At 63.3% G+C, this 26,661-nt stretch carries 28 protein-coding genes; 17 read left to right on the top strand and 11 right to left on the bottom strand.

All coding sequences use genetic code 11. The features are described from left to right. Positions 1 to 12 precede the first annotated feature (12 nt). The 3 genes from BEK68_RS01090 (at position 13) to BEK68_RS01080 (ending at position 2,726) form a co-directional block, all read left to right on the top strand. On the top strand, positions 13 to 1,188 hold the full coding sequence (locus BEK68_RS01090) for a sialidase family protein (RefSeq protein ID WP_012434990.1): 1,176 nt from the start codon (positions 13 to 15) through the stop codon (positions 1,186 to 1,188). 63 nt (positions 1,189 to 1,251) lie between these two features. Then, positions 1,252 to 2,016 carry a DeoR/GlpR family DNA-binding transcription regulator gene (locus tag BEK68_RS01085; RefSeq protein ID WP_012434989.1) on the top strand — a complete coding sequence of 255 codons (765 nt, stop codon included), beginning with the start codon at positions 1,252 to 1,254 and terminating at the stop codon, positions 2,014 to 2,016. 2 nt (positions 2,017 to 2,018) lie between these two features. Beyond that, positions 2,019 to 2,726, top strand: a complete 708-nt coding sequence (locus BEK68_RS01080) for an SDR family NAD(P)-dependent oxidoreductase (protein WP_012434988.1) — start codon at positions 2,019 to 2,021, stop codon at positions 2,724 to 2,726. Positions 2,727 to 3,226: 500 nt separating this feature from the next. Here the strand turns inward: BEK68_RS01080 and BEK68_RS26520 are convergent, their stop codons facing one another. The 4 genes from BEK68_RS26520 to BEK68_RS26025 form a co-directional block, all read right to left on the bottom strand. After that, the gene (locus tag BEK68_RS26520; protein WP_407513095.1) at positions 3,227 to 3,706 is read right to left on the bottom strand and encodes a LysR family transcriptional regulator; all 480 of its coding nucleotides are present in this window, start codon (positions 3,704 to 3,706) and stop codon (positions 3,227 to 3,229) included. Positions 3,707 to 3,901: 195 nt separating this feature from the next. Then, positions 3,902 to 4,114: a hypothetical protein gene (locus BEK68_RS26030; protein ID WP_004629768.1), complete on the bottom strand. Its 213-nt coding sequence runs from the start codon at positions 4,112 to 4,114 to the stop codon at positions 3,902 to 3,904. A 101-nt stretch (positions 4,115 to 4,215) separates the two neighbouring features. Beyond that, positions 4,216 to 4,470 carry a hypothetical protein gene (locus tag BEK68_RS01070; RefSeq protein WP_004629771.1) on the bottom strand — a complete coding sequence of 85 codons (255 nt, stop codon included), beginning with the start codon at positions 4,468 to 4,470 and terminating at the stop codon, positions 4,216 to 4,218. An 81-nt stretch (positions 4,471 to 4,551) separates the two neighbouring features. After that, on the bottom strand, positions 4,552 to 4,782 hold the full coding sequence (locus BEK68_RS26025) for a hypothetical protein (RefSeq protein ID WP_012434987.1): 231 nt from the start codon (positions 4,780 to 4,782) through the stop codon (positions 4,552 to 4,554). Between the two features lie 711 nt (positions 4,783 to 5,493). Here BEK68_RS26025 and BEK68_RS01060 point away from each other — a divergent pair. From BEK68_RS01060 to BEK68_RS01045, 4 genes are all read left to right on the top strand, one after another. Further along, on the top strand, positions 5,494 to 5,820 hold the full coding sequence (locus BEK68_RS01060) for a hypothetical protein (RefSeq protein ID WP_004629775.1): 327 nt from the start codon (positions 5,494 to 5,496) through the stop codon (positions 5,818 to 5,820). A 91-nt stretch (positions 5,821 to 5,911) separates the two neighbouring features. Then, on the top strand, positions 5,912 to 6,196 hold the full coding sequence (locus BEK68_RS01055; RefSeq protein WP_004629776.1) for a hypothetical protein: 285 nt from the start codon (positions 5,912 to 5,914) through the stop codon (positions 6,194 to 6,196). 87 nt (positions 6,197 to 6,283) lie between these two features. Further along, positions 6,284 to 6,664: a hypothetical protein gene (locus BEK68_RS26020; protein ID WP_012434985.1), complete on the top strand. Its 381-nt coding sequence runs from the start codon at positions 6,284 to 6,286 to the stop codon at positions 6,662 to 6,664. A 59-nt stretch (positions 6,665 to 6,723) separates the two neighbouring features. Beyond that, positions 6,724 to 7,008, top strand: a complete 285-nt coding sequence (locus tag BEK68_RS01045; protein ID WP_004629782.1) for a hypothetical protein — start codon at positions 6,724 to 6,726, stop codon at positions 7,006 to 7,008. A 69-nt stretch (positions 7,009 to 7,077) separates the two neighbouring features. On the opposite strand, the gene BEK68_RS24580 is transcribed toward BEK68_RS01045, so the two are convergent. Then, on the bottom strand, positions 7,078 to 7,254 hold the full coding sequence (locus tag BEK68_RS24580; RefSeq protein ID WP_280818289.1) for a hypothetical protein: 177 nt from the start codon (positions 7,252 to 7,254) through the stop codon (positions 7,078 to 7,080). A gap of 101 nt (positions 7,255 to 7,355) precedes the next feature. Here BEK68_RS24580 and BEK68_RS26515 point away from each other — a divergent pair, with 101 nt between their 5' ends. Next, positions 7,356 to 7,607, top strand: a complete 252-nt coding sequence (locus BEK68_RS26515; RefSeq protein WP_407510600.1) for a hypothetical protein — start codon at positions 7,356 to 7,358, stop codon at positions 7,605 to 7,607. Here the strand turns inward: BEK68_RS26515 and BEK68_RS01040 are convergent. Then, positions 7,543 to 8,442, bottom strand: a complete 900-nt coding sequence (locus BEK68_RS01040; protein WP_012434984.1) for a LysR family transcriptional regulator — start codon at positions 8,440 to 8,442, stop codon at positions 7,543 to 7,545. The genes BEK68_RS26515 and BEK68_RS01040 overlap by 65 nt on opposite strands. A gap of 103 nt (positions 8,443 to 8,545) precedes the next feature. Here BEK68_RS01040 and BEK68_RS01035 point away from each other — a divergent pair, with 103 nt between their 5' ends. The 3 genes from BEK68_RS01035 (at position 8,546) to BEK68_RS01025 (ending at position 12,265) form a co-directional block, all read left to right on the top strand. Then, positions 8,546 to 9,409, top strand: coding sequence for an SDR family oxidoreductase (locus BEK68_RS01035; RefSeq protein ID WP_012434983.1), 864 nt, complete (start codon positions 8,546 to 8,548; stop codon positions 9,407 to 9,409). 240 nt (positions 9,410 to 9,649) lie between these two features. Continuing rightward, positions 9,650 to 11,149, top strand: coding sequence for a GGDEF domain-containing protein (locus BEK68_RS01030; protein ID WP_012434982.1), 1,500 nt, complete (start codon positions 9,650 to 9,652; stop codon positions 11,147 to 11,149). Between the two features lie 198 nt (positions 11,150 to 11,347). Further along, complete coding sequence (locus tag BEK68_RS01025; RefSeq protein WP_012434981.1) at positions 11,348 to 12,265, top strand: LysR family transcriptional regulator; 918 nt, start codon at positions 11,348 to 11,350, stop codon at positions 12,263 to 12,265. A 36-nt stretch (positions 12,266 to 12,301) separates the two neighbouring features. On the opposite strand, the gene BEK68_RS01020 is transcribed toward BEK68_RS01025, so the two are convergent. From BEK68_RS01020 to BEK68_RS01010, 3 genes are all read right to left on the bottom strand, one after another. Beyond that, on the bottom strand, positions 12,302 to 13,084 hold the full coding sequence (locus BEK68_RS01020) for a substrate-binding domain-containing protein (RefSeq protein ID WP_012434980.1): 783 nt from the start codon (positions 13,082 to 13,084) through the stop codon (positions 12,302 to 12,304). A gap of 56 nt (positions 13,085 to 13,140) precedes the next feature. Further along, complete coding sequence (locus BEK68_RS01015) at positions 13,141 to 14,436, bottom strand: MFS transporter (protein WP_012434979.1); 1,296 nt, start codon at positions 14,434 to 14,436, stop codon at positions 13,141 to 13,143. Between the two features lie 274 nt (positions 14,437 to 14,710). Further along, positions 14,711 to 16,297 carry an isocitrate lyase gene (locus BEK68_RS01010; RefSeq protein ID WP_004629800.1) on the bottom strand — a complete coding sequence of 529 codons (1,587 nt, stop codon included), beginning with the start codon at positions 16,295 to 16,297 and terminating at the stop codon, positions 14,711 to 14,713. Positions 16,298 to 16,707: 410 nt separating this feature from the next. Here BEK68_RS01010 and BEK68_RS01005 point away from each other — a divergent pair, with 410 nt between their 5' ends. After that, positions 16,708 to 17,952, top strand: coding sequence for a saccharopine dehydrogenase family protein (locus BEK68_RS01005; RefSeq protein WP_012434978.1), 1,245 nt, complete (start codon positions 16,708 to 16,710; stop codon positions 17,950 to 17,952). A 30-nt stretch (positions 17,953 to 17,982) separates the two neighbouring features. Here BEK68_RS01005 and BEK68_RS01000 read toward each other — a convergent pair whose 3' ends face one another. Further along, entirely contained in the window at positions 17,983 to 19,032 is a 1,050-nt protein-coding gene (locus BEK68_RS01000; RefSeq protein WP_004629802.1) for an AI-2E family transporter, read from the bottom strand. 261 nt (positions 19,033 to 19,293) lie between these two features. Here BEK68_RS01000 and BEK68_RS00995 point away from each other — a divergent pair, with 261 nt between their 5' ends. From BEK68_RS00995 to BEK68_RS00985, 3 genes are all read left to right on the top strand, one after another. Continuing rightward, complete coding sequence (locus BEK68_RS00995) at positions 19,294 to 19,575, top strand: antibiotic biosynthesis monooxygenase family protein (protein ID WP_004629803.1); 282 nt, start codon at positions 19,294 to 19,296, stop codon at positions 19,573 to 19,575. A gap of 339 nt (positions 19,576 to 19,914) precedes the next feature. Then, positions 19,915 to 21,672 carry a GGDEF domain-containing protein gene (locus BEK68_RS00990; RefSeq protein WP_012434977.1) on the top strand — a complete coding sequence of 586 codons (1,758 nt, stop codon included), beginning with the start codon at positions 19,915 to 19,917 and terminating at the stop codon, positions 21,670 to 21,672. Positions 21,673 to 21,925: 253 nt separating this feature from the next. Beyond that, positions 21,926 to 22,594 carry a glutathione S-transferase family protein gene (locus BEK68_RS00985; protein ID WP_012434976.1) on the top strand — a complete coding sequence of 223 codons (669 nt, stop codon included), beginning with the start codon at positions 21,926 to 21,928 and terminating at the stop codon, positions 22,592 to 22,594. A gap of 27 nt (positions 22,595 to 22,621) precedes the next feature. Here BEK68_RS00985 and BEK68_RS00980 read toward each other — a convergent pair whose 3' ends face one another. Next, a complete protein-coding gene (locus tag BEK68_RS00980; RefSeq protein ID WP_024541736.1) occupies positions 22,622 to 24,424 on the bottom strand; it encodes a methyl-accepting chemotaxis protein in 1,803 nt (600 codons plus the stop codon). Positions 24,425 to 24,655: 231 nt separating this feature from the next. Between BEK68_RS00980 and BEK68_RS00975 the strand changes: the two genes are divergently transcribed. Continuing rightward, complete coding sequence (locus tag BEK68_RS00975; protein WP_009238992.1) at positions 24,656 to 25,762, top strand: S-(hydroxymethyl)glutathione dehydrogenase/class III alcohol dehydrogenase; 1,107 nt, start codon at positions 24,656 to 24,658, stop codon at positions 25,760 to 25,762. A gap of 22 nt (positions 25,763 to 25,784) precedes the next feature. Beyond that, positions 25,785 to 26,648 carry an S-formylglutathione hydrolase gene (gene fghA, locus BEK68_RS00970; protein WP_012434974.1) on the top strand — a complete coding sequence of 288 codons (864 nt, stop codon included), beginning with the start codon at positions 25,785 to 25,787 and terminating at the stop codon, positions 26,646 to 26,648. Positions 26,649 to 26,661: the final 13 nt, after the last annotated feature.

Here is a 26,661-nt window from a genome sequence, read left to right as displayed (position 1 = left end):
CTGAGACATAACATGACTGCCACCCTTCCGTCCTACGCCGCCTTCGATTCGAACGTGCGAGCTGCCTATACCGACGCCGAGCGCCGCGAAGCGTTCCTGCCCACACCTTGCGTTCAAAACCACGCGGCCAACCTGCACGCGCTGCCCAACGGCGACTTGCTGTGCGTGTGGTTTGGCGGCACGCAGGAAGGCATTCCCGATGTATCGATCTACCTGTCTCGGTTGGCGGCAGGCACCTCCGAATGGCAGCCTGCGACCAAGCTATCGGAAGACACGACACGATCGGAGCAGAACCCGGTACTGTTCACCACACCCACCGGCGAACTCTGGCTGATCTACACCGCGCAGCTTTCGGGACACCAGAACACAGCCATCGTGCGCCGGCGTATCTCGACAGACGGCGGCCGAAGCTGGGGGCCCATCGATACGCTGTTCGACCAGGCCGGCACCTTCGTGCGCCAGCCAATCGTCGTGCTGCCCGACGGCGCGTGGGCCTGCCCGGTCTTCCTGTGCCGCACGCAACCAGGGGAACGCTGGGTCGGCAATGACGACATCAGCGCCGTCATGATCTCCGAAGACCAGGGCCGCACCTGGAGCCGCCACGACGTGCCCGACAGCATCGGCTGCGTGCACATGAACGTGCAGACACTGGCCGACGGCAGCCTGCTGGCGCTGTACCGCAGCCGCTGGGCAGATCACATCTACGCCAGCCGCTCGCAAGACGGCCGTACCTGGAGCGCACCGCAGCCGACAACGCTGCCCAACAACAATTCGTCGATCCAGTTTGTGGCACTGCGAAACGGTCATCTCGCGCTGGTCTACAACGAGAGCGATGCCTCGCACAGCACCGGTCGACGCACCTCGCTGTACGACGACATTGAAGACGCCGAAGACCATGGCGAGCTGCGCGACCAGCAGGCATCCACGCGGGGCACCGCTTTCTGGGGCGCCCCGCGTGCGCCGCTGTCGCTGGCCATCTCGGAAGATGGTGGCCAAACCTGGCGCCGCCGCAACATTGAAATTGGCGACGGTTATTGCATGACCAACAATTCAGCCGACCAGCGCAACCGCGAGTATTCGTATCCCTCCATCGTGCAAGGGAACGACGGCGCGCTGCACATCGCCTTTACCTATTTCCGCCAGCGTATCAAATACGTGACGGTTGACGAATCGTGGGTGCGCGGCTGACCCCGTTTGGGGCCGATTTGCTACAGTGGCTCCCCATCTGAGGTCGGTTGGATATTTGCAGACATGAAAGTCACGAAGCGCCGCGAGGCCATGCTGAAAGCCGTGCTGGGCGGAATGAACGACGTCGCCACACTGTGCGAGCACTTCGGCATGTCGGAAGCCACCGTGCGCCGCGACCTGCGCGCGCTCGCTTCCGATCGCCGCATCCTGCGCACGTATGGCGGCGCGGCGGCGGTCGGTTCGCACGAACCCGAAGCCCCGCTGGAAGAGCGCCGCAGCAGCGCACGTGAGCAGAAGGAAGCGATTGCCCGCCTCGCGCAAGCACACATCGCCGACGGCGACACCATCTTCCTCGACGGCGGCACGACCACCGCGGCACTGGCGCGTCACCTGTCCGGCAAGCAGATCCACGTTGTCACGAACAACTTGATGGTCGTGACATCGCTGGCGGCTGGCGGCATCCCGGTCACGCTCATCGGCGGTGATGTGCGCCCGTCGAGCATGAGCACGCTTGGGCCGCTCGCGCAGTTGTCGCTCGGCCGCGTGAGTGTCGACAAGGCATTTCTGAGCGCCGACGGCGTGGTCGCCACCAACGGCCTGTGTGAAGCGTCGGCCGATCAGGCGTATCTGAAGGAATGCGTCATCCGTCAGGCCGCGCAGGTGATCGTGCTGGCCACGGCGGACAAGCTCGGGCGCGCCACCCAGCAGCACTGGACGCCTATCGAACGACCCTGGACGCTCATCACCGACAACGGTGCATCGCCCGATCAACTGGACCCATTCCACGAACGCGACGAGGTCGACGTGGAAATCGCCCCGCTGGACTAAGCATGCCAACCCGCCCCGCACCGCAAGCCGCTGCCGCCCGTCATGCCATCGTGACTGGCGCCTCCTCGGGCATCGGCCGCGCCATTGCAGAGCGCCTGCTGGCCGACGGCTGGCGCGTGACAGGCCTGTGCCGGACCGCGCCCGCCGAGCCGGTCGAAGGGTTGGAGATCGCACAGGTGGATGTGACGGACTTCGCGCGGTTGGGCAAGGTATGCGACAGCCTGGGCGCAGTTGACGCACTTGTGCATGCTGCCGGCTTCATGCGCACAGCCCCATTGGGCGAGCTTTGCGCCGCCGATGGTGAGGCGATGTGGCGCGTGCACGTCGATGCCGCCGCCTTCCTCGCAGACAGACTCGTGCAGCGCATGCCGGCCGGCGGCCGCATTCTCTTGATCGGTAGCCGCACGGCCAACGGCGCCCCAACGCGCAGCCAGTACGCCGCCACCAAGGCGGCCCTCGTGGGTATGGCGCGTTCGTGGGCCGCCGAACTGGCGCCGCGCGGCATCACCGTCAACGTGATTGCGCCCGGCGCGACGGATACACCGTTCCTGCACGACCCTGCACGCGCGCACACCCCGCCGCGCATGCCGCCTATCGGCCGGTTCATCGCGCCCGAAGAAGTGGCCGCCATGGCGGCATTCCTGGCAGGCGAATACGGCGGCGCCATCACCGGTCAGCAGATCGTGATGTGTGGTGGGGCGTCGTTGTAGCGCTGGCGTGCAGTTAGGAGATCACGCCAAAGCGGGGCAGATGCCCGGTGGCCTCGGCGAGCAATCAGCCTTGCCTTGCTTGCATCGTGCGCGCGGCGGCACCCTCCAATGCATGAGCGGCGTAGATCCCTTGACCCGTTGCAATGAACAGCATCCGGTTAGCCGAATTGCCTCACGTACGTGATCACGCATCGCGTTGCCGACGAGCTGGACGAAGCCAGACAGAAGATTCTGGCGAACAGGCGAGCATGATCAGCTAGCCTGTAGCGTCAGTTTCGCTTTCCCGCCATCGCAGGGCTTCGATCACCAGAGCCAGCGCCGGCGAGACGTGTCTGCGGCGTAGTACAGGTCGTTGCCCGGAAACGACAGCCACCAGTCCTGCTGCACCGGTACCAATCGGCCCGCATCGATATGGGGCTGCATGGTGTCCAGGGGCACGAAGGCGAAGCCCATCGCTCGGTGAGTTCGTGCGGCCTGGCGGGAAGTCGTTTGTCCGCCATTTAGCCAGGTGACGTCGCCACAGCCATGCCCTGCCCCGGCGCGAGACGCACGGCCACCATGTGCTTGTCCACGCGATCTCCTACGCGCACGCCGGCGTCGAAGCGCCGCGCAGCGATATCTGTGAATGCGTAGTCGACGCTGAAATCGACATGGACGTCGGGATAGTCTCGCAGCAAGGGCAGCAGCCGAGGCCAGAGCACGGTGGTGATGGTGTGGTCGTGGGCCGTGATGCGCAGGGTGCCCGCAGGCTTGTCTCGCAGTGCAGTGAGGGGCCCGAGCTCCAGTCCGATCTCATCAAGCCGGGGTGCCACCGCTTCCAGTAGCCGTGCACCGGCCTCCGTAGTGGAAACGCTGCGGGTAGTGCGCGTCAGTAGCCGCACACCCAGCCGCGCTTCCAGGGCATGCATCGCATGGCTCAGCGCTGAGCGAGACAGCCCCATTTGCGCCGCAGCGCGGGTGAAACTGCGCTCCCGTGCCACGGCCACGAAGGCTTGCAAGTCGTTGAGGACGGTGGAATACGACTGTTTGAGGCTCGCGCGCCGCCGTCAGGGGTTCGACATCGACTCTTGGCCTTCCATGACCGAGGCACAAATGCGCCTCATTGATCGCGAGCCTTGGCGCGCAGGAGAAGAGCGAGGCGATGCCTGGCGCAAAGGCGCCGGCAATGAAGACGCCTAGTGATCAAGCGACCATCCCGGATTAGGCACGTTTTTCCCCTCGCGATAGGTCCAGCTGGCGCCGCACGTGCGGCATGCGAACGTGCTCACCGTGACGGCAGCGGTCTTGGATGCCTTGATGCGCTGGGTGTCGGTGATCCTTAAGAAAGCATGGCCTGACGCACCAAGTCGGTGGACTTCAATGGCAAGGCAAGCGCGGCAGAGTGTCATGCCAACTCCTTTCTCAAATAACGTGGACTGAATATGGCGCGGGCGCTAGGACTAACGCCCAGGCATTGGGCTGCGACGCGTTCCGCTGCATCGCCTTTGGACTAGACGCCAAAGACAGGAGCGCCGTACTTCAGCAGCAACTGCTCGATCTGGCCCATGTCATCGGTGCGCGGCGTTCTGTCTTCCGTCACGCGCGACGGGCCACCATAGACTGCAGCCACATGCCTACGCACCGTCAACACATCATTGGCAGGCGGTTCGATCATGACGGGGTCGCCCGGTACGTGCCGATAGCTGCCATCTTTCCAGCCCTCGGGCGTCAGATGCAGTTCTTCCCATTCTTCGCTAGCAAACATGGTGACTTCCTTCCCTTTGACTTCGGGGTTGCGCCTGCCGTTGCCGCAAGCGAAAAAGCCGCCCAAGGCGGCTTGCGTGGTTCAGTTCTTGTGACGGTGCGTCAGACGTGCGATGGCTGCTCTTCCGGCAAGCCGCGCCGCATTCCTCGCGAGTGCTTCGGTGCCATGTACGTTGTGGCGCATCGAGACGTTGGCGAGGAGGCGTTCCGTGCCATCTCTGTACTCATTGATGAGATAGGTGGCAAACCAGACGCCGGGTTCTTGTTCAATTGGGTACACGGATACCGTGTACGGGGAGTCGACTTTGTTCAATACAGTGCTAGGTTCGGGCGAGAGCTGATGCAGGCGTGGAGCGCCTGGGCAAACCAGTTCCTGCTGATGAGCTACGCCACGATGGGTAAGGCCAACGCCTTGGTGCATGCATACAAATGCATGGCGCAAGCGATTGGAAACGAGGTGACCGTACTTGCGTAGGCCGGCACGCCTAGTACATGCGCGCTGCGTACGGAGCGGATAAACCGCCGGTCAGATAGGTGATGGGCCGCATGGCCCAAGGTGATTCGGGTGTACGCCCGACGGGTGGTCAGCGTTTTGTCTGTTTTCTTGCTGTGCACCCAGCCCGATCTATTCGAACATTCGAACGACAGGCAAAGATTGCGCATAGTAACAGCTTCTCGCAATCGCTGCTCGTCTTGAACGACATGCCCCGGAGCGCGGAGATTGACCTATTACCTATCGCCTCAGCTTGCCCCACCACTGAGCGCGCGCAGCATGCCACGCGGCACTTCGAAAGATCGTCACGCCACCGTGTACTTATGGGAGTACAGTGGGGCACCGACCGCGGCGCTCCAGTTCTTGCTTCCGTGAGTACGAAAGCAAAGTTACCCGCACTTAGGATCACGGCGCTCGGGAGCGCCTCCTGCCCTGGACCAAGCCCTGCACGCTGTCATCCTCGCCTGTTCCGCACACGGACACTTGCCTGTTGATGCTCGCGACTCGCGATGTAAGTCATGGAGATCCGTGATGCTCGACCTTGTCGCATTTACCAAACCGGTGCTGGATGAAATTACCGGGCAGGACGTGCGAACCTGGCACTCCGGGCCGAGTGTGCTGGCGGCAAACTGGCAGGTGCCTGAGTTCGACAGCCGTATCTGGCGTGTGAGAACGCTGACGATCGCATTCACGCACGATGTCATGAATCAGTTGATGCACGCAGATCAGCAAGACCTTTGTCAGCTGCAGTGCATGCTTGACCGCTTTCTGCGGGCGCAGTTGGGCATGCATGCCCAAGCGGACCGTGGAGATCGAATGCTCGTGATCACCGTCGATCATCTTGGGGTGGCGTCATAGCCGACCAGGCCAATCAGCGGGTTGCCGATCACAATCACTGTCGATGCCCCGCCGGGGTGTCGACCACGCCCACCATCGGTTGGAGCCATTCATGAATGCAAGCCCGTCAGCCACGTACAAGGGTTTCGACCTGTATCCATTGGTGTACAGGACTGAGGCGGTTCAGTCATGGCCGCGCAAGCGCCTCGACCGTACGTTCAACGCATCCGTGGTGATCTGCCGCGCAGGTCATCAACCTGGAGCCGAACACTCGCGCGTTTTTCAAATGACACCGACCGCTTGGGAGAATGTCGGGACCGCAAGGCGGGGCGCGCTGAAGTTCGGCGAGGACGTCATCAATGGCTTGATACCCGGCGAATCGGTGGCGTCTCTGTAATACGCGCGACGTATTTCTGTGGCCCGTGGCTCTTTTTGATACTGAGTTGGCGAGGCGTGTTCCTTGCATGACCAGCCAGGAAACAAGATGACTCATGCATCCAATAAGACCAGCTTTCTCTGCACCCTTCCCGGAGCGGCAAAGAGCATGGCGTATTCCATTACGGTTGGCTTCATCCGCGATGGGCAGCCGAACTGCGTGCAGTTCACCAGTTTCGTGGGTGAAGGAAGGCGGTCCTTCAGGGTGTTGGCAAGCGCTCCGGATCTGGCGTCCGCAGCCATGGCCAGCGTTGAAACCTTGTGTCGCCTGGCCATCGGGCAAGTGATCCGAGACAGCCTCCACGCGAAAACGGCACAGGGGGACCATACCCTGGATATGCGCGTGCAACCCTGGGAGGGCGAGCTCAGACCTGCTGGATCACGTAGCACGCTGAAGCCGCCCCGTCCACATTTGGTTGTTCGTGGATAGTTCGATGGAGCGGGCGGAATGCGCGTACAGTGGAGCCACCCCTTTCTACGGAGATTGCTGTGGACGCCTATCCGACTTGCCGCTACAAGGGGTTCGATGTTTACCCCCTGATCTATCTATTCGATCCGCCTCGTGAATGGCATGAACGGCGTCCGGATCGGTCTTACAGTGCCTCTGTGCTGATTTGCCAGGAAGGGGAGCCGCCGAGCACGGAGCGCTCCCGAATCTTCCCACTGCCGGCAACCCAATGGGACAACATCGGGACGGCAAAACGTGCGGCTGCGAAGATGGCCGAAGACATCATCGATGGCTTTGTGCCTGGTCGCTCCATGCATTCCCAGTAGTTGCATTCCCTGACCTAGTCACGCAGAGATGGGCCGGCGTGCCTGGCCACCCCGAGGTTTCTCGATCCGCTAGAACCGGTATCCAACGTTCAGGCTGAAGACAACGGGCTTCACGTCGATTTCCGTCTTGTGGACGGCCAGTACCTGGCCTTCCTGGCTGCGCAGCGTGATGGTCGATGTGGTCTTGCGCGGCAGATAGGCGACGGTGCCGACCAGCGTCCAGTTCTTGGCAAACTCGTACGACACGCCACAGCCGCTGCAGCGGCAACGCCGGCGGCCACCGCCCTTGAAGAAAAAGAGCCGCGTGGGCCGCGTCGCAAACGCGAGGCACAGTCGCGCCTGTTAGCCTGATCTCGGTTGGCGGCACTGTCCTCGCCGCCGTGGCGGCAGGCGTGCAAATCGACGCGCAATCGGAGCCGGCGGCATCGGCACTGCTGCGCATGCTCGGACTGAACCACACCGAGGCGGAAGAGATCGCGCATCGCCCATTGCCGGAAATGCGCGGAAACTCCGAGGCTCTATCGCCGGATATTCCTATGGTGAGGAATGCATATAGGCCGCCAGCTCTTGGGGCGTGCCGGTCGGGAACGCATCTTTGAGGTGCTCGAGAAAAGCGGAAACGCGGGCGCTCAGCAACCGCCTGGAAGGGTAAAGCGCCCATAGCGCGATATCGGGGCCGTCCACATCGCCCCAATGCACCAACGTGCCGGCCTCCAGATCGTGGGCCACGAGCGACACCGGCAAACAGGCGGCACCCACGCCAAGACGGACAGTGTCGCGCACCATGATCAGCGACGACAAGTGCGCGACTGGCCTGATCGCGATGCGGGACTTGCCCTCGGGACCCGTGATATCCCATGCGGCGTTTCCCGTACCAGCGCCGCGCAAGACGGCCGGCGCAAGGGCCTTGCCTGTTGGCCGCTCCAGTCCCGGTTTCGCCACCACCACGAGGCGATCACGCATAAACACGCGTCCGATCAGGCTTTCGTCGGGGTCCGGGTTGACTCGGATCACGAGGTCGTACCCTTCCTCGATCATGTCGACGCCACGGTCTTCAGTCGTGACCTCCAACAGCACCTCGGGATATTTCAGTGCGAACGTGGCAACCAGCTTGCCCATGGCAGTCTGGGAAAAAAGCATCGGGGCGCTGATGCGCAGACGTCCGCGTGGCCGCTCGCTTCCCGAAGCAATTGCAGCGGCGGTCTCGGCAATCTCGGTGAGCAGCGTGCCCGTGCGCTCGTACAGCGCATGCCCTTCCTGGGTGAGCTTGAGCCCGCGTGATCCGCGCTCGAACAATCGAAGTTCGAGACTGCCCTCCAGCTCCGACACCCTGCGAGAGAGCGTCGCCTTCGGCCGCCCCGTCGCCCGGGCAGCCTCGCCAAAGCTTCCATGTCGGGCAACCAGGTTGAAATCGGCAAGCGCGAGCAAATCCATGTGTTCCGCCAGTGAGATACCTCGTCTCTTTATAGCATCTTCCGGACCACAGATGGATCACCTACCTTAGCTGGGAACCCAACCCACTCAAGGAGTGAACATCATGACCATCCTCGTTACTGGTGCTACCGGCCGCGTCGGCCGCCAAGTCGTCCATCAACTTGCCAACCGCGGTGCGGACGTGCGCGCGCTGGTGCGCGACCCGTCAAAGGCCGACTTCCCGGCCAGCGTGAACGTCGTGCAGGGCGACATGCTGGATCTCGACTCGCTCCGGCGTGCCTTCGTTGGTGTCCGGACGCTGTTCCTGCTCAACGCGGTCGCGGGGGACGAATTCACCCAGGCGCTCATTGCACTGAACGTTGCCCGCGAATCGGGCGTTGAGCGCGTCGTCTATCTGTCCGTCATGCATGCCGAGCGCTTCGTGAACGTGCCGCACTTTGCGGTGAAGTCCGGCGCGGAACGCATGATCGAGCAGATGGGCTTCAGCGCCACCATCCTGCGTCCGGCCTACTTCATGGACAACGAGCACATGGTCAAGGACGTCATCGTCAACCATGGTGTCTACCCGATGCCGATCGGCAGCAAGGGGGTTGCGATGGTCGACACGCGCGACATCGCAGAAGTCGCGGCCATCGAGCTGATCCGCCGGGACGCGGCACCGGGCAAGCTGCCGGTCGAGACCATCAACCTCGTGGGCCCCGATACGCTGACGGGCCCCGAACTGGCCTCGATCTGGACAGAAACGCTCCGCCGCCCCGTGGCCTACGGCGGCGACGACCCGACCGCATTCGAGAGCAACCTGACCAACTTCCTGCCCAAATGGATGGCTTATGAGATGCGCCTGATGGCCGAACGCTATGTCAGCGACGGCATGGTGCCGCAGGCGGGCGATGTCGAGCGCCTGACCAGCATTCTGGGGCGGCCGCTGGGCACGTATCGCGATTTCGCTGCGGCGCTTGCGCAGTGAGCCGCGCGCGGGGCGGGGCAGGCGACAGGCGGGGGCACTGACGCCCGCCTGCCCTCTTCCGCGCCCTTGCGCTGAGCGGGAACCACGTCAACCGCTCGCCGGGCTGCAGTTTTGGTGTCTTGTGCCGATAACCAGCGGTGACGGCGTGCCCCACACGCATCCAAACCGTCCCCAAGATCGATCGCCCGATGCCTCGTCGACCAGGCTGAGGTGCGGTTTGTCGTCGCCCAAGACCACGACATGCACCTTCGCCCCCTCGCCCGACGGCTGGCCACATCGGCAGGCCACCATCCCTTTGTTGTTGGTGCGCTGGGGACGCTGCTCACATTCATTGTCCTGGCAATCAGCGTGCTGACCCTTTGGGCCAACCGCGAAACGGCCATCGAGCACGCACACGACACCTCGAAGAATGTCGCTGCCGTTCTGGCCAGCCACATTTCGCGCACCGTTGAATCGGCAGATCAATCGCTGCAGACGCTGATAGGCGCACTCGACAAACCCGGCATCCGCAACCTCGATCCGCAGGTTCGGCACGATCTGCTGTTCAGCCCGACGGCCTCTGCCCGGTATGTCACCGGCATGGGCGTGACCGACGACAAGGGCCAGCTCGTCGACGGATGCTGCTCCTTGACCCACCGCTGGGATTTCAGCGACCGCGACTACTTTATCGTCCATCGCGAGCACGCAAACCTTGGCCTTTATGTGTCCGGCGTCTATAAGGCCCGGTCACGCGCAGGCGTGGAGGCCATCGCCCTGAGCCGAAGAATGAACCGACAGGATGGGACGTTTGCCGGCACCGCGCTAGTGGCGATCGACCTCGATTACTTCCGGCAGCTTCTTGAAAGGCTTGATGTCGGGCCGCGCGGCATCACGGCCATTGTCCGCACCGACGGCACGCTAATGGCGCGAAATCCGCCCGGCGCAGCCCGCGCGTTCAATCTGAGCAAATCGTTGACGTTCCCGCGCATGGTGAATCAGGAGTCCGGCTTCTATGTAGCACCGTCGGCCAGCGATGGCGTGGTGCGCCTCTATACGTTTCAACGTGTGCCGGGCACCCCCTTCATCGCCGTGGTGGCCCCGGCAATGAGCGATGCCCTTGCAGCTTGGCAGCGGCTGTCATGGATCGTAGGGTTGTCGTCGCTGTCGGTGAGTCTTGCGTTCTGCGCAGGTGTCTGGCTCCTGGCTTTTGCGCTGCGGGGCCGCGTGATGGCGGAAAACCACCTGCGCGAGCTTACGCAAACCGATCCGCTCACCGGGTTGAAGAACAGGCGCGCCCTGGATGTCGCGCTGGAGAACGAGTGGGATCGGCTGCAACGGAATGACAGTCGGCTGTCCGTGCTCTTTATCGATGCCGATCACTTCAAACGCTATAACGACGCGCACGGCCATGCTCAGGGCGACGTCGCGCTTCAGTACCTCGCCCAGTGCATTTCCAAGCATGCGCGACGACGCGGCGACCTGGCGGCCCGATACGGCGGAGAGGAATTCGTGGTGCTGTTGCCCGATACGGACGAAGCGGGTGCCACGCGGATCGCCGAAGCGATCCGTGCCGAAGTGGAAGGCGCCGGCGCGTCCGTCGGCGACGCAGGTTTGGCCCCCTTCACCGTGAGCGTCGGTTGCGCGACCGCGCGGCGCGCGAGCTTCCCGTCGCTGAACGCATTGACCAAGGCTGCGGACGATGCGCTCTACGAAGCCAAGCGTAAAGGCCGCAACCGCATTGACTACGCCACGGTTGGCTAGCCTCACGTGAGCGCCGCCCCCGATCTACAGACCGAGCAGTCGCGCAAACTGGCCGCCGTCGGAGTTGATCGGCGTCTGGTACCTGCCGCCCGAGCCAAAGCATCCAACCGGGCGGGCCACGCCGCGGGCCGCTGGAGACGTGTCACCCCGTGATAAATCGCGCAAAATGCTGCGCATCTGGGATGTGGAGGCTGGCCGGTGGGCATCAATTTCGATTTGACGGACTTGCAGGCATTTCGCGCGGTGGTGGAGTTGGGCAACTTCCGGAAGGCCGCCGAGGCGATCAGCATTTCCCAGCCCGCGTTGAGCCGCCGGATCGACAAGCTCGAAAGCGCGCTCGGCGTTCCCCTGTTTGAGCGCACCACCCGCAGCGTCACACTCACCACCGTCGGCCGCGTGTTTGCCCGCAGCGCTGAACAACTGCTCGACGATCTCGACGTCGCCCTGCTCGGTATCCGCGACGTTTCATCGAGCCGCCTCGGGCAGGTGACCATCGCATGCGTGCCGTCGGTGGCCTATTACTTTCTGCCGAACCTGATTGCGACCTATCACCGCCGCTTTCCGCGCATCCGGGTCAAGCTGCTGGATGCAAGCGCGAACGAAGTGCTGGGTGCAGTCATCAGCGGCGAGGCAGATTTTGGCGTGAGCTTCATGGGCAGCCAAGAGCCCGAGATCGAGTTCAAGATGCTGCTTCAGGAGCGGTTTGTTGCAGCCTGCCGGCGCGATCATCCGCTCGCCCGCAAGAAGCGCGTGACGTGGAACGAGCTTTACGAACACGAATACGTCTCAGTGGACAAGACCTCCGGCAACCGCCTGCTGCTGGACCAGGCGCTGTCGGCCGTGGCGCCGCGTGCGCCGAGCGTCTGCGAAACGCGGCACGTCACGACCATGCTGGGGTTGGTTGAAGCGGGGCTGGGTGTCGCTGCGGTGCCATCGATGGCCATGCCGGGGCATGAGCACCCGATTCTCACGAGCGTGCCGCTGGTGGAGCCGGTGGTGAACCGGCGCGTGGGCATCGTGAAGCGGCGCGGCCGGGCGCTCACACCGGCCGCGGAGGAATTTCACCGGATGATCATTGAAGCGAAGCGCAGCGGCATGATGGCAAGCGATGCATAGCCAGCAGCGCTTGCCCTGCCACGCGGGCGCCGTGCCTCAACGCGCAAGTACCGAATCGAGGCCAGTCGATTTCACGTCTGCCTGAGCGCCGGGCGAAGCAAGATAGTCGAGAAGCGCCTTGGCTTCCTTCGGATGCGGTGCCCCAACGGGAATGCCCGCCGCAAAGCGTGTGACCGACTGCAGCGACTCCGGAATCTTTCCGACAAAGGTGGCGCCCTGCACCGGCAGCAACTCGCTGACTTGCTGGAAACCGATCTCGTAGTCGCCCGTGGCCACCACCGACGCCACCGGAATGCGCGGAATCATCTTCGCCTTCGCCTTGACCTGCTCTTCAATGCCGAGCTTCTTGAACAACTCGCGCTCGATATACACGCCGCTTGCGCTGTCCGAGTAGGCAATCGACTTGGCATGCAGCAGCACTTGCATGAGGGCCTCAGGCGAGCTGATGTCGGGCTTTGCTGCGCCATCGCGAACCACCATGCCGATGCGCGAATCGGCAAGTTCCACGCGCGATTCCGGGATGACCTTGCCTTGCTTGATCAGATCGTCGAGTGCGTAGCCGACCATGATGACGGCGTCCGCTGGCTCGCCGCGCGCAAGCCGATTCGGAATCGCTTCGGGCGACTTGCCCATCGACGGTCCAAGCGCGGTGTTGAGCGTGTTGCCCGTCTGCGCTGCAAACTTCGGCCCGAGCACTTTATAGGCGGCGGTAAAGCCACCGGAGCTCATGACGTGCAGCTCGGCAGCCTGGACGTGAGCTGCAGCTGCCGAGGTTGCGACGAGCGCGGCTGCGCAGAGTTTCAGGAACAGAGTCTTCATGGTGAGGGTCGTGCCAGGTCGTGCGTTGCTTGTGAATATACGGAACGTGCTGCGCGTCAGTGCGCCGGAGCCAACGTCACCGCGCGGCGGCGATAGAGCGTCAACGTCGCCAGGAGAGCGCACACGGCGGCAAGACTCATCCAGTAGCCAGGGGCCGCCTTGTCGCCGGTCATATGAATGGCCGCTGTCGAGATGGCGGGGGTGAAGCCGCCGAATACCGCCGTCGCCAAGCTGTAGGCGAGCGAGAACCCTGCAACGCGCACCTGCACGGGCATCACCTCCGTGAGCGCAACGATCATCGCGCCGTTGTAGATGCCGTACATGAACGACAGCCAGAGCAGCACGAGCAGCATATTCATGAAGCTCGGCGCGTGCGCGAGAAACGAAAGCGCCGGATACGCAGTGGCGATGGTCAGCACCGTCATGCCGATGAGCAGTGGCCGACGGCCAATCCTGTCGGAGAGCGCACCGCCAATCGGCAGCCACACGAAGTTCGACACCCCCACGCAGAGCGTGACGAGCAGGCTGTCGGCCGTGCTGAGGTGCAGGACCGTCTTCCCGAACGTGGGCGCATACACCGTGATGAGGTAGAAGCTCGTGGTCGTCATCGCCACCAGCATCATGCCGGCGATGACGACGCCCCAGTTCTGCACCAGCGTGCTGAGTACGTCCTTCATGCTCGGACGATGCTTGCGTGCCTTGAACTCCTGCGTTTCTTCAAGATTACGGCGCAGCACGAAGATGAACGGCACGATCATGCAACCGACGAAAAACGGCACACGCCATCCCCATGCGGCGATGGCCGGTGCGCTCAGCCCTTGGTTGAGCGCGAAGCCCAGGCCCGCCGCTACGACGATTGCGACCTGCTGGCTGGCGGACTGCCAGCTCGTGAAAAAACCCTTGCGGCCGGGCGTGGCCATCTCGGCCAGATACACCGATACGCCGCCCAGTTCCGCGCCCGCCGAGAAACCCTGCAATAGACGCCCCAGCAACACGAGCGCCGGTGCCAGCAGGCCGATCGTGGCGTAGCCGGGAACAAACGCAATCAGCACGGTCCCGCTTGCCATGATCGACAGCGTGACGATCAGGCCCTTTCGGCGACCGACATCGTCAATGTAGGCGCCGAGCACGACTGCGCCCAGCGGGCGCATGAGGAACCCAGCCCCAAAAACAGCGAACGTCATCATCAGCGAGGCGAATTCGCTTTCGGTCGGAAAGAAGACGTTGGCAATCTGCGTGGCGTAAAAGCCGAACAGGAAGAAATCGAACTGCTCCAGGAAATTCCCGGCGGTGACGCGGAAGACCGCAGCGGCCTTGGATTGCCCGGTCGAAAGGCTGGACGGGGGGTGCATCGAGGTGTCTCCTGGAAGCCAAAAAAAAGAATACGCCGTTGGACGGCGCTTGTCGTTTTGGCAATGTTCGCCGGGAGACCGACAAACGAGAAGTGCAATTTTCGGAACGATTGATGTGCTTTGGTTATCAATCCCATCTGCGCGCAACGTCCTGTGGGTGGACGCGAAACGGCAGGTTCAAGCAATGCATTGCGTCGGAATTGCCCACCCCCAAAAAAAACGCCAACCCGCAATGGGTTGGCGTTCTGCTTCGGGCGAGACCTGTATCCGTGAATCAGTGGAACTGGTTCATGGTGTTGTCCTTACCCGCAGCCTTCAGTGCCGCTTCGCCGCTGAAGTATTCCTTGTGGTCGTCACCGATGTCCGAGCCCGACATGTTCTGGTGCTTGACGCAGGCGATGCCTTGGCGGATTTCCTTGCGCTGCACGCCGGCCACATAACCGAGCATGCCCTGGTCGCCGAAGTATTCCTTGGCCAGGTTGTCGGTCGACAGCGCGGCAGTGTGGTACGTCGGCAGCGTGATCAGGTGGTGGAAGATGCCGGCTTCACGCGATGCATCGGCCTGGAACGTGCGGATCTTCTCGTCGGCGAGCTTTGCCAGTTCGCTGTCGTCGTACTCCGTGCTCATCAGTTGGCCGCGCTCGTAGGCCGACACATCCTTGCCGGCTTCCTTCATCGCGTCATACACCTGCTGGCGGAAGTTCAGCGTCCAGTTGAACGACGGGCTGTTGTTGTACACCAACTTGGCGTTCGGGATGACCTTGCGGATTTCCTTGACCATGCCGCCGATCTGCGCGATGTGCGGCTTTTCGGTTTCGATCCACAGCAGGTCGGCACCGTTTTGCAGCGAGGTGATGCAATCGAGCACGCAGCGCGCTTCGCCCGTGCCGGCGCGGAACTGGAACAGGTTGCTCGGCAGGCGCTTCGGGCGCAGCAGCTTGCCGTCGCGCTTGATGACGACGTCACCGTTGCCCAGTTGGTCGGCCGACAGTTCTTCGCAGTCGAGGAACGCGTTGTACTGGTCGCCCAGGTCGCCCGGCGTGTTGGTCACGGCGATCTGCTTGGTGAGGCCTGCGCCCAGCGAGTCGGTACGGGCCACGATGATGCCGTCGTCCACACCCAGCTCCAGGAACGCGTAGCGGATCGCGCGGATCTTGGCGAGGAAGTCCTCATGCGGCACGGTGACCTTGCCATCCTGGTGGCCGCACTGCTTCTCGTCCGACACCTGATTTTCGATCTGGATACAGCAGGCACCCGCTTCGATGAACTGCTTGGCCAGCAGGTACGTGGCTTCTGCGTTGCCGAAACCAGCGTCGATGTCGGCAATGATGGGCACGACGTGCGTGACGTGGTTGTCGATCTTTGCCTGGATGGCGGCCTTAGCGTTAGCGTCCTTGGCAGCATCCAGCTCGCGGAACAGACCGCCCAGTTCACGTGCATCGGCCTGGCGCAGGAAGGTGTACAGCTCGCGAATCAGCGCGCTGACCGAAGTCTTCTCGTGCATCGACTGGTCCGGCAGCGGGCCGAACTCGGAGCGCAGCGCAGCGACCATCCAGCCCGACAGATACAGGTAGCGGCGCTCGGTGCTGTTGAAGTGCTTCTTGATGGAGATCATCTTCTGCTGGCCGATGAAGCCGTGCCAGCAACCGAGCGACTGCGTGTACTTGGACGGATCGGCGTCGTAGGCAGCCATGTCCGCGCGCATGATCTTGGCGGTGTACTTGGCGATGTCCAGACCCGTCTTGAACTTGTTCTGGGCACGCATGCGGGCAGCGTACTCGGGGTTGATCGCATTCCATGCGCTGCCGTGGGTCTCTTTCAAACCGGCAACTGCCTTGATGTCGTCTTGATACTGGGCCATGTCAATTTCCTGGAAATAAAGCGCGTTTGAGAAGAATCGGTTGCGTGTGCAGCTACGGAATTCGAAGCGAGCAGCATGGATTTATTGTAGGCCGGCTTTGACGCGTCGCAGCAAGGTCTTATATAAGACATAAGAGTTAGTTTTTCTTTATTTTTCAATGAGATAGACAACTTATTTTGCAATGCGGAATGGTTTTTCAGCAAACGGGAAGGCCACGCAGGAGAAATTCCTGGCGAATTCCATAATGTGAAACAAGCTTTCAGGTGCCGGAGGCTGGCGAACGCCTGGACTGACGCCGGGCGGATGCGTATCTGCCCAGGTCGAGCGATGCCGGCGCCGTGAGTTGCTCGACGGGTCCGGCGCCTTCACTATTGCTTGCTGCCGAACGATGGAACAAAAAGGAAGACCCCATGCCCGCTCCTCACTATGACGTTGTCGTGTTTGGCGCCACGAGCTTTGTCGGCCAGATCCTGACCCGCTACCTGGCCGAACACTTTTCGGGGGATGCGGAAACGCTGCGCTGGGCCATCGCCGGACGATCCGAAGCGAAGCTCCAGGAGGTCAAATGTTCGCTGGGTGCGGCAGGCGAGTCCATCCCGATCATCGTGGCAGATGCTGCCAACGAAGCACAGTTGCAGGCCCTGTGCGCACAGACGCGGGTGGTGGTGTCCACGGTCGGCCCCTATGCCCTATATGGCGAGCCGTTGATCAAGGTCTGCGCCGAAAGCGGAACGGACTACTGCGACCTCACCGGAGAGACGCAGTGGATCAGGCGCATGATCGGCACATATGAAGCGACGGCGCAGCAGTCCGGGGCGCGCATCGTGCATTGCTGCGGCTTCGACTCGGTGCCGTCGGACATGGGTGTCTACTTCCTGCAGCAACACGCCATGCGGCAATGGGGGACGCCCGCCACGCAGGTGAAGTTGCGCGTCAAGACGCTAAAGGGCGGCGCATCGGGCGGCACGATCGCCAGCCTGATCAACGTCGTGCAGGAAGCCGCAGCCGACCCCGCCTTGCGCAAGGAGCTGGCCGATCCCTATGCGCTCTGCCCCAAGGGTCACGGCTTCACGGCGCGCCAGCGCTCTGTCCGGGGCGCGGCGTTCGATGCCGATTTCGATGCGTGGATTGCGCCCTTTGTCATGGCCGCCATCAACGAGCGCGTGGTGCACCGCTCCAACGCCTTGTCCGGCAACGCCTATGGCAATCCATTCCTCTATGACGAAGCGGTGATCACCGGGCACGGCCTGAGCGGCCGCATGAAAGCCATGACGATGGTGGCCGGCCTGGGTGCATTCATGCTGGGCATTGTCATCAAGCCCGCTCGCATCGTGATGCAGCGCTTTCTGTTGCCCAAACCCGGCGAAGGCCCCACGCCGGCGGCGCAACTGGCTGGCCGCTACGACCTGCGGCTGTTCGGCCGAACCGATCAAGGCAACACCTTGCGCGTGAAGGTGAGCGGCGATCGCGACCCGGGCTACGGCTCGACCGGCAAGATGCTCGGTCAGGCCGCTGCCAGCCTCGCGCTGGACCACGTGAAAGACGGCATCAAGATCGGGCGACCGGGCGGTTTCTGGACGCCGGCCACGATGTTCGATGAACGCTTTATCGAGCGCCTGACCCGCCACGCAGGTCTGCGGTTCGAGCGCATATGAGCGGGACGCGCCGCCCATTCGGCCGAAGCATCATTCGTTCTGCCCGCGCGCAAAGATGTCCCAGCTGGCCATGAACAATGCGGCGACCAGCGGGCCGATCACGAAGCCGGTGATGCCGAACAGCTCCATTCCGCCCAGGGTGGAGATCAACACGACCCAGTCGGGCATCTTGGTGTCCTTGCCGACCAGCAGCGGGCGCAGCAGGTTGTCGACGAGGCCGATCACGCCGCCGCAGAACGCGACGAGGATCACGCATTTCCAGATCGCCCCCACCATCAGGAAGTAGACCGCGACCGGAATCCACACGAGGCTCGCGCCAATCGCCGGCAGCAGCGACAGGAACGCCATCAGCGCGCCCCACAGCACCACGCCGTCAATGCCAAGGATCCAGAAGATCAGCCCGCCCAGCGCGCCCTGCACCAGCGCCACGGCAATGTTGCCTTTGACGGTGGCGCGCACGACGGTGGTGAACTTGCTCAGCAGCAGGCGCTTGTGCTCTTCGTCCATCGGCAGCGCGCGGCGCACGCGGCGGCCGATCTCGGTGCCATCGCGCAGCAGGAAGAACACCATGTACAGCATCACGCCAAAACCCACCACGAACTGGAACGTGTTCTGCCCGATGCTCAGCGCCTTCGTGGCGGCAAACTGGCTGATCTGCGCGGCGCCATCGGCCAGCTTCTTCTGGATGCCGGCAATGTTGGTCAGACCGGCTTTGGCAAGCAACTGCTGCACCCACGTCGGCAGCGCATGAACCGCTTCCGAAAGGTACCGGGAGTAATTCGGCTGCGCGCTCTGAATCTCCTGATAGGCAACGCCGATCTCCTGCACGATGGTCGCCGCCACAAAGATGACGGGCAGGATCACGATCAGGATGATCAGGGCGAGCGTGACGAGCGCTGCGAGATTGCGCCGCTTGCCCATGCGGGCAACCAGCGCGCGCTGCACGGGCTGGAACAGGATCGCCAGGATGACGCCCCAGAACACGGCGCCAAAGAACGGCGAGAGGATCCAGCAGAGTCCGAGCGTGACGGCGAACAGCAGGAGGTATAAGAATTTCTGGTGGTCGTTTCCGCTATCCATGGATTGCTTTCGCTTGAGGTGACGTCTGAAGGGCCCAAGCAGGATCCGGGCCAAGGCAATGGAATCCGAGTATGCCCGCGCGGCCGCGGTTGTCATAGGGGCGGCCCACAAGTGGACACGGCTTGCGAAGCCAACCAAAGGTTGGCGCCCGCACTGTCGAACGACCCCGATGCCGGCCCGCCATGGCACCGAGGATTGCCAGCTATACCGGCTATAGTCTTCTCCCCATCCAACCAAACGGAGCACAACGTGGTATTCGAAATGGCCCACATCGAAATTCTCGCCGGCAAGCAACGCGAGTTTGAAGCCGCCGTCCAGCAAGCCCTGCCGCTGTTTGCGCGCGCCAAGGGCTGCCACGGCGCTGAGCTGCACCACATCGTCGAGCGCGACACCAGCTACGTGCTGCTGGTACGCTGGAACACCGTGGAAGACCATATGGTCGATTTTCGCGAGTCCGACGATTTCCAGGAATGGCGCAAGCTGGTCGGCCCGTTCTTCGCAAAGGCGCCGGAAGTGGTGCACTCCGAGGTGGCGGTCAAGTAGTCGGCCCGCCCGAATCGTTCGATGCTCATCCAGGCACGAGATGCGCGCGGCGCCATCTCGTGCCATGCCGTGGCAACAACCCGGCCGCCCAGCCCTTTTTTCAGGGCTCCGGCCTGAATATTCCGTAAAAAATCCTTTTGCATTTGTTTGCAGTCCGCGCTCGTGGCGCGGCTCCAATGGCACGGTAAAGAAGCTTCCGATGCTGCCGTTAGCCAGAAATGTGTACTGCACGCGGCAACGTGCGCCGGCACCTGTGCAACCCGTTCGCAACCGCCTTCCGGGCCGCCCAACCGCCCGCCAAGACGTTCCACCACTCCGTTCATGTCTTCTGAAACGTCGATGGACAGGCGCTTTGGCGCCAGCGTCGCCATCGTCCTCGTTCCGGTGTTGTCGTTATCGTGCTGGCTGCTGGGCTACGCATGGTTGGCCTACGGCCGTGCCGACGATTCCGCCCGCAGCGTCCAGGTGCTGCGCATGACGTTGCTGGCCATGGAGAAGGTTTCAGCCGAACGCGGCCCGACCAACGGCGTGCTCGGCGAAGACTTGCCGGTGCCGGCCGAGCGCAGCGCGGCCCTGCAACGCATGCGCGCCGTCAGCGACGAACACGTCGCCCAATTGCTCGACGCGCTGGGCCCTGAACATTGCCCAGGCTGCGAGGCCGACATCAAGGCCGCGCGCCGCGCCCAGACGCATCTGGCCGCCGCGCGCGCCAACATCGACCGGCTGACCGCCCTGCCCCTGCGCTCACGCAGCAGCGACGACCTGGCCGATGGCGTGAACCGCATGATCGCGGTCATCCCGGAATTCCTGCCCATCGTCAACGCGCGCACGGCCAACATCACGCGCGGCGATCCCGACGTGCTCAATTGCCTGACGCTGGCGCGGCTGTCGGCCGATCTACGTGAATACGCGGGCCAGCTCGGTTCGCGCTTTACCGGTGCGCTGGCCATGCACCGCATGCTCACGTTTGACGAGCAGCTTGCAATCGAACGCACGCAAGGCCGTATTGACCAGCTGCGCAGCATGATCGAGACCCGCGTGGGTGCGCATTCGGCACTGAACCAGCACGCCTTGGCCACGCTCGGCGCCCAGTACTTCGGCGACGGGCTGCGCTATGTGGCTGCCGTGCGCGCCAAGGCCAGCCAGCCCGGCGGCGTCGATATCACCCCCGCCGCATTTGCCGAGCGCTACGTGCCCACCATGCGCGCCACTACGGATTTCCGCGACATCGTGCTGCGCCTGGCGGATGACGACATCCGCCAACATCGGCGCGCGATGCTGCTGGTGCTCATCGGCTCGGCAGGCGCCGTGGTGTCGGTGCTGGGCGCGCTGGCATGGATGATGATTTCGTTCCGCCGCAACGTGGTGAGGCCGTTTGTCAACGCCACGCGGCTGATCGACGGGATTGCGCGAGGCAACTTGAGTGTGCACATCCCGACCGACTTTGCGCGGCGCGAGATCCGAGCGATGTTCGACGCGATCCGCGTGCTGCGCATCAATAGCATCGAGCGCCGCCGGCTGGAGGTGGAACGCGCGCACCTGATGCAGGAACTCTCGCGCATGGCCGAGACCGACCCGCTCACCCAGTTGCTCAACCGTCGCGCCTTTGAAGACCGCGCCGGCGCGATGTGCAAATCGCCGCAGCCGAAGGCGCGGCTCATTGCACTGATCATGTTCGACATCGACCACTTCAAGCGCATCAACGATACGTACGGCCACGCCGTGGGCGATGAAGCGCTGCGCACCGTTGCAAGACTGTGCCGCTCTGAAGGCCCGTCCGCCGACATGGTGGCGCGCATCGGCGGCGAGGAATTCGCAGTGATGGTGTGGGCGGACAGCCTCGCGCAGGCGCGCGCGGTGGCCGATCATCTGCGCCATCGCATTGCCGAGGTGACAGTGCCCACCGGCACCGATCTGCCCTGCAGCATGACGGCCAGCTTTGGCGTGGCGGCAGCGCCCGCGGCGGATGGCCCCGAACTGGAGCCGCTGCTGCGGCGGGCAGACCATCTGCTCTATGCTGCCAAGCTGGCGGGGCGCAACTGCGTGATGGCGGACCGCCCGCCTGCGTCGCCAGACGTGGCGCTCGCGGCGGATTGATGTGCTGGGCGCGCCAGGCCTGGTTGGCGCGCCGATACTCAATACTCCGCAGGCGCCTTCCCCACAAGGCGGCGGGAGTCGCGTGTGTCTGGCTTGCCGGCAACGTCACGCAGATCGTTCATGGAATCGGCAGCGGCGGAAACAATGCCGCGATGATGCACCGCCGCAGCGCATTTTTCCAAGACGGAGCCGGATCGACCGCCTACAGTGGCAAGCTGTCATCCACCCATTGCACCGCACATCGGAGACGACGATGCCGCAAGACCGCCACCTGACTCTGTACCACTCGCCACGCAGCCGCTCGCGGGGCGCGCGCATGCTGCTCGAAGAACTCGGCGCCGACTACGAGGTGCATGCCTTCGACCTGACGACCGGCCAGCACAAGAGCCCAGAGTTTCTTGCCATCAATCCGCTGGGCAAGGTGCCGACGCTATGTCACGGCGATGCGGTCATCACCGAGCAGGTAGCGGTGTATCTGTATGCGGCGGAGCTGTATCCGGAGGCCGGGCTGTCGCCGGCGGTGGGTGATCCGCTGCGCGGTGCGTACCTGCGCCGGATGGCGTTCTACGGCACATGCTTCGAGCCGGCCATCGTCGACCGCTCGATGAAACGCGAACCGGCAGCGTATTCGATGTCACCGTATGGCAACTTCGACACCATGCTTGGCACGCTGACAGCCCAGCTGGAGAAAGGCCCTTACCTGCTGGGTGAGCGCTTTACCGCGGCGGATGTGCTGTGGGGTGCGGCGCTGGGCTGGACGACGATGTTCAAGCTCATCCCGGAAACACCGCTGGTGCGCGGTTACATTGACCGCGTCATGGCGCGGCCAGCCATGCAGCGCGCGCAAGCTGCCGACGTGGCGCTGGCCGAAGCGCAGGACAAGGCAAAGGCCGAGGCAACAAACGCCGCCCCGGCCCCGTAACGCGACAACATGGTGCAGTTAATGCACTTAGTGCGACAAGCGGAACTGCCCCACTGCCTCGTTCAGGTTGTGGGCCTGTTCCTCCAGCGATTCCGCAGCGGCAGCCGCCTGCTCGACCAGCGCGGCGTTCTGCTGCGTCACCTGGTCCATCTGGTTGACGGCCTGGTTGACCTGCTCGATGCCGCTGCTCTGCTCTTCCGACGCTGATGAAATCTCGCCCATGATGTCGGTCACGCGCTTCACTGCATCCACGATCTCGGCCATCGTCACGCCGGCCTGATCCACCAGCGCCGTGCCGTTGCTCACACGATCCACCGAGTCGCTGATCAGCGCCTTGATTTCCTTGGCCGCACCGGCCGAACGCTGCGCCAGGCTGCGCACTTCGCTGGCCACCACGGCAAAGCCGCGGCCCTGCTCGCCGGCACGCGCGGCTTCCACCGCCGCGTTCAGCGCCAGGATGTTGGTCTGGAAGGCGATGCTTTCGATCACGCCGATGATGTCGGCAATCTTCTTGCTGCTCTCGTTGATGCCGCCCATGGTCTGCACAACCTGGCCGACCACGTTGCCGCCGCGCGTGGCCACGTCCGACGCCGTGACGGCAAGCTGGCTGGCCTGACGCGCGTTGTCGGCGTTCTGCTTCACGATACTCGTCAGTTCTTCCATGCTCGACGCGGTTTCTTCCAGCGAGCTGGCCTGCTCTTCCGTGCGCTGCGACAGGTCTGCGTTGCCGGCGGCAATTTCCTGCGCGGCCGAGCGCACCGAATCGCTGCCCAGGCGGATCTGCTGCATCACCGCCGTGAGCTTGTCGGCAAACGCATTGAACGAACGGGCGATCTGCGCGACTTCGTCTTCGCCGTCCGACGGCAGACGCTTGGTGAGGTCGCCGCTGCCCGAGCCGATGTCGTCCATTGCATCACGGATCATCGACAGGCGGCGGAACGCGCGTGCCGTCATTGCACCGACGATGAGTGCTGCAACGATGGCCACGCCCACCAGCGCGCCAATCGACGTCATCACCAGCGAGCGCATACCCGCGGTGGCGTCAGACTTGTCCAGCGCCACCACCAGGCCCCAGTCGGTGCCCTTCACGCCCTGGCGGTAGAGCAGCTTGGACGCCCCATCCACCGTCACTTCCACGGGCCTCTCGGCTTGTGCCAGCGATGCCAGTGTGGCTTCGTTCAACCCTGCCGCCAGCTCAGTTGCCGGTTTGAGCGTGAGTTTGTCATTCGGGTGCGCAACGATCTTGCCCGCAGCGTTGACGAGGAAACCGAAGCTCGCCTGCGTCGGATGGATGGCCTTCACGTTGGCGATCACGCTGTCCATTGCCACGTCGCCGCCAATCACGCCCTTGAGCGCGCCGCCTTCCAGAATGGGCACTGCGAAAGTCACCACGAGCTGGCCGGTGCTGGCGCTCACGTACGGCGGCGTCACCACAGGCTTGCCCGCCTCCACCGCCTGCTTGTACCAGGGGCGCGCGGTCGGGTCATACGTCGGCGGAATGCCTTCGGGGTTCGAGAATTTGTACGACTTGTCGGGATAGCCAACATAGACGTTAATGAAGCCGCCAGCCTTGTGCACGGCCTTGAAGACCGGAATCGGATCGGCAGACACCGCCACGTCTTGCAGCGACACCATCATCTGCGTCTTGGACGCCACCCAGTCGTCGATGCCAGCGATGTGGCCCCGCGCGACGGACTGCAGGTTCTGGCGGATGGACTCGTCGTTGTACGAGCGCGTCACGAGATAGTTGAGACCGCCGGCAAAGGTCAATGCGCCGACCACGATGGCAACGCAGGTCAGCAAAATGCGAGTACGGATGGATGCAAGCACGGTATGGTTTCCTACTACGACGCCCATGGCAGGGGTTCCACCATGTAAGGCATGCGGCACGCGGCCCTGTCGGCCTGCCGTCGCACAAGAAACGGCCGTTGTAAGAGAATCTGAAGTCTGATTTGTCGAACATGACGTTGTTGTCACGTTGCCGGGGCAGGCAACGTTCTACAATCGGCCTCCCTACACTGCCCACGTCGGGCAGGCTCCACTTCAAAAAAAGGAATGCGCATGAAAACCAAAGCCGCCATCGCCTGGAAAGCCGGTGCTCCGCTCACTGTGGAAGAAGTGGACCTGCAAGGCCCGCGTGCCGGCGAGGTGCTCGTCGAGATCAAGGCGACCGGCATCTGCCATACCGACTACTACACGCTCTCGGGCGCAGACCCGGAAGGCATCTTCCCGGCGATCCTCGGGCATGAGGGCGCAGGGGTGGTCCTTGAGGTGGGAGCAGGAGTCACATCGTTGAAAGCCGGCGACCACGTGATCCCGCTTTACACGCCGGAATGCCGCCAGTGCAAGTTTTGCCTGTCGCGCAAGACGAACCTGTGCCAGGCCATTCGTGCCACGCAAGGCAAGGGCCTGATGCCGGACGGCACGTCGCGCTTCTCGCTCGATGGCAAGCCGCTGTTTCACTACATGGGCACGTCCACGTTTGCCAATCACATCGTGGTGCCGGAGATTGCGCTGGCAAAGATCCGCCCCGACGCGCCGTTCGACAAGGTCTGCTACATCGGCTGTGGCGTCACCACGGGCGTGGGCGCGGTGGTCTACACGGCCAAGGTGGAACCGGGCGCCAACGTGGTCGTGTTCGGTCTGGGCGGCATCGGCTTGAACGTGATCCAGGGCGCGAAGATGGTGGGCGCAGACAAGATCATCGGCGTGGACCTGAACCCCGCACGCGAGGCGATGGCACGCAAATTCGGCATGACGCATTTCATCAACCCGAGCGATGTGGAGAACGTGGTCGATCACATCATCCAGCTCACCGATGGCGGCGCGGATTACTCGTTCGAATGCATCGGCAACACGAAGGTCATGCGCCAGGCGCTGGAGTGCTGCCACAAGGGCTGGGGCCAATCGATCATCATCGGCGTGGCCGAAGCCGGCGCGGAGATCAGCACGCGCCCGTTCCAGCTCGTGACCGGCCGTGAGTGGAAGGGCTCCGCGTTCGGCGGCGCCCGCGGCCGCACCGACGTGCCCAAGATCGTCGACTGGTACATGGAAGGCAAGCTCAACATCGACGACCTCATCACGCACACGCTGCCGCTGGAGCGCATCAACGAAGGCTTCGAGCTGATGAAGCGCGGTGAATCGATCCGTTCGGTCGTGTTGTATTGATCCTTGGGGATGGAGCCACGCGATGACGATCCCGGTACCGGCACTTGAACTGCTTTCCGAACACGCCTGCTTTGGTGGCGTGCAGCGCTTCTATCGGCATGCCTCGACGGCGATCCGGCTGCCGATGCGCTTCTCGGTCTACCTGCCGCCCCAGGCGCTGGCAGGCACGAGCTGCCCCGCGCTGTTCTATCTGGCGGGCCTGACGTGCACGGAAGAGACGTTCGCCATCAAGGCCGGTGCGCAGCGCGTGGCAGCACGCGAGGGGCTCATCCTCATCGCGCCCGACACCAGCCCGCGCGACGCGAACGCCCCCGGCGAAACCGACAGCTGGGATTTCGGCATTGCCGCCGGCTTCTATCTGGACGCCACGCAGGCGCCATGGCGCGAGCACTACCGCATGGAAAGCTATATCGCCGACGAACTGCACCACATCGCGCGCGTGGTCTTTCCGGTGGCGGCCGGGCGCATTGGCATCTTTGGGCACTCGATGGGCGGCCACGGCGCGTTGACGCTGGCGCTACGCCATCGGGAACGCTTTGCTTCGGTGTCTGCGTTTGCGCCCATTGCGCATCCGTCTGTGTGCCCGTGGGGCATCAAGGCATTCACCGGGTATCTCGGGGACGATCGCACCGCCTGGGCAGCGCACGATGCCACGCAGTTGATGCGGCAGGCGTCGTGCCCCTTCCCGCGCGGCATCCTGATCGATCAGGGCGAGGCCGACAAATTCCTGGCAGAACAGTTGTACCCGGATGACTTCGCGGCCGCGTGCGCCGCAGCCGGGCAACCGCTGCAACTGCGCCGCCACCCCGGGTACGACCACGGCTACTACTTCATCGAGACCTTCATCGAAGACCACCTGCTGCACCACGCGGCACAACTGCGTTAGCAGCAGGTCAGTG

Source organism: Ralstonia pickettii, from assembly GCF_001699815.1.
Lineage (GTDB): Bacteria > Pseudomonadota > Gammaproteobacteria > Burkholderiales > Burkholderiaceae > Ralstonia > Ralstonia thomasii.
This window is presented reverse-complemented; position numbering and strand designations above follow the sequence as displayed.